Source organism: Oleiphilus sp. HI0132, assembly GCF_001635845.1.
On sequence record NZ_LWGJ01001458.1, the window covers coordinates 1 to 3,108 of the forward strand.

1 protein-coding gene is annotated in these 3,108 nt (G+C 45.9%); it reads left to right on the forward strand.

Annotation, left to right across the window (positions count from 1 at the left end):
* On the forward strand, nt 1–3,108 hold a 3,108-nt coding region (locus tag A3766_RS22410; RefSeq protein ID WP_197479685.1), incomplete at both ends, for an Hpt domain-containing protein.

Genomic DNA, 3,108 nt, shown 5'->3' on the forward strand with positions numbered 1-3,108 from the left:
TGCTGGCGTCATTAGAAATCAGGATCTTGCTGAAAACTTTTCCTACCTTTATAAAGTCGTATCTCGTCTCGAGAAATTTTGCCAGGGAACACCCATTGGAAAAATCTGGTGGGTAGCCGTTGGTTTCCTCGATGCTATTCGAGGCGATGAAGAAGGTATCAGCTCTGCAACAAAGCAACTCTTGCGTGAGCTCGATCACCAAATAAAACTGATGATCGATGAACCGCAGACCATTCTAGCGAAGCCTTTACCGACGGACTTACTAAAGAATTTACTGTATTACGTTGCAAAAAGTGCAATTGACAGTCAGCGCATCCAAGAACTAAAAGCGTCCTTTAGCTTGGCTCAAGCCTTACCAAGCGAACAAGAAGTTGATGCCGAGCGTGAGAAACTGCATCGTCCAGGCGCTGAAACAATGAGCTCAGTTGTTGAGGTCTTAAGTGAAGAACTCAGCCACGTCAAAGAACAGCTAGATCTATACGTTCGCGATGACGATAAAGACAATACTCAGCTGCTTGAGCTAGTACCTCAATTAACTCAAATTGCTAATACCATGGCTGTTCTGGGCTTAGGTGTAGCCCGCAAGCTGGTGCTAGAGCAAATTAGCCGCATAGAAGAAATCGCTGAAAGCAGTGAACCAGCTAGCGACCAAGTATTAATGGATATGGCAGGTGCCCTGCTATATGTCGAAGCTAATCTGAGCTCACTCAGCGATGCGAGAGAACAGAGTGAAGAAGAGCAAAACGAATTTGTTGTACCCGCTGAACACTTCGAAAGTGCGCATAATGCCGTTATCTATGAATCACGAAATGGCTTGGAACAAGCAAAAAACAGCATCGTCAACTTTATAGCATCTCAGTGGGATCACGCCGAGATAGAGGATGTCCCAGACCTCTTAGACAGTATTCGCGGTGGCTTACAAATCATCCCGCTTACACAGGCGGCAAAGCTTCTTGAGTCTTGCAGCACCTATATTCGTGACTCCTTATTAAGCGATAAGCATATTCCTGACTGGCAACAACTGGATCGTCTCGCCGATGCGATTACCAGTATTGAGTATTATATGGAGCGCCTCTCAGAAGGGGCTCAAGACAATGACGGTATACTTAAGGTTGCCGAAGAGAGCGTCTCTAAACTTGGCTTTCCGACTCACGAAACCACAGAAGAGTCTAGCCCTGTCCTATCTCAACACCATATCTCTGATGTGGCTTCGGAATCACCCGATTCGATTGAGAAAGAAAGTGATGAAGGACTCATTGACGAAGATATTCTAGAAATATTTATGGAAGAAGTTGCCGAAGTCATGGACGAGATCCAGGTGGCTATGGCACAGCTTCGAGCAACACCTGAAGATCAAGCCGCCCTGCAAAACCTCCGCAGAGCCTTCCATACGCTCAAAGGCAGTGGCCGCCTGGTTGGCGCAAAAGTCATTGCTGAAATTGCATGGCCGATAGAGAACTTACTAAATAAACATCTCGATGCTGCAATGAGCCTAGAAATGGAAGTCTTCGACCTCCTCGATTCAGTTATTGAAAAGCTTCCTGAACTAACCGAAGATTTTTCCCAGCAGCGTGAATCAACACAGTACGAGCATCTAATAAGCCGCGCTGATATGTTGTCGGGCAACGAAACTCGTGTTGTCCATAAAACAATGTCCCCTGCAACATCGAAGTCTTCAGCAGAAGAGCAAACTGGGTCCGAAGCTACAGAGACTCAGTCAGCGTCAGAACCAGCACTACCTTCTGACAGCCTTGAACCAGAAACTGAGTCAAGCCCGGAAACAAACAATGAAGCTGCTGCTGAAGCAGAGCAAGAAGAGGACATCCAGGATTCCTGGGACGATGATGAAGACGATCTAATCGATGATGAAATCCTCGAGATTTTTATCGAAGAGGCCGGCGAAGTACTAGAAGCAATCGATACTCACTTGCCAACCTATCTGGCTGCTCATGACGACCAGGATTCACTAACCGAGCTTCGTCGAGCCTTCCATACCCTGAAAGGCAGCGGACGAATGGTTAACGCCAACATCATTGGCGAAGCCGCTTGGGCAATCGAAAATCTTCTGAACCGCATTATTGATGGTTCGGTAATGATGAATGAAAGCATTGCCGAGCTTATCCAATTAGTCGTCGATAATATTCCCAAACTAATTGAGTGCTTTGAAAAAAGACAACGCCCAGACTTTGATCTAAAGCGCGTTGAGAATCACGCTGCAGCCTTGGTTGCCGGTGATTTTGTTAAGCCTCTAGGTAGCTTACAACGATCCTCGCAAGAAACATCCGCAGCAAGTGGTGCGACAGAGGCTCCGAGCGCAGAACAAGGTACAGTTGGAATCGACGATACGCTACTCGATATATTCAGAAACGAGGCCACTTCTCATGTCGCAACTGTCCTAGAATTTGTTGATCGTGCAGCGAATGACAGTATCGATATTGATGATGATTTATCTAGAGCGCTTCATACACTCAAAGGCAGTGCAAACACAGCTAATATAAGACCGATTGCGGAGATCGCAGTACCCGTTGAACAATTTATCAAGGAAGCACGTGCTAATAACATTCAGGCTGATCAAGATATAGCCTCGATGTTATCGGATGCTATGCATTTTATTCAACAAGGCATCTCACAACTTGATAACAATCCCGATGGGCAACTTTCAGGTACGGATGAGTTTCTCTCTGGCCTTAAATCACTCCAGTCCAAAGTATTTAGCGCACAAAGTGATGAACTCCAGTCGCTTGAAGAAGCCTCACAAGATCCGCAGATTATCAATATCTTCCTCACCGAAGGTCTGGATATATTGCTGGATGCTGAAAGTATTCTTAACCAATGGGAACACAGCCCTGTATCCGTTAACGAGCTAACTAAACTTTACGGCGAAGTAAAAACACTCCACCGAGGCGCCAAGGTTGCCGGGCTNGAAAACATTGCAGAACTCTGTGAATGCCTGGAAAGCTGCTACGGCAGTATTGATATCGAAAATGATAGACCTAGCCCGGTTTTTGTTAATGATATCAAACGTGGTCACGAAGCATTGATCGATATGATGGATCAACTAGCAGCGGGTTTAACTCTAAACCTTGATAACAAGCTGCTTGCGGAATT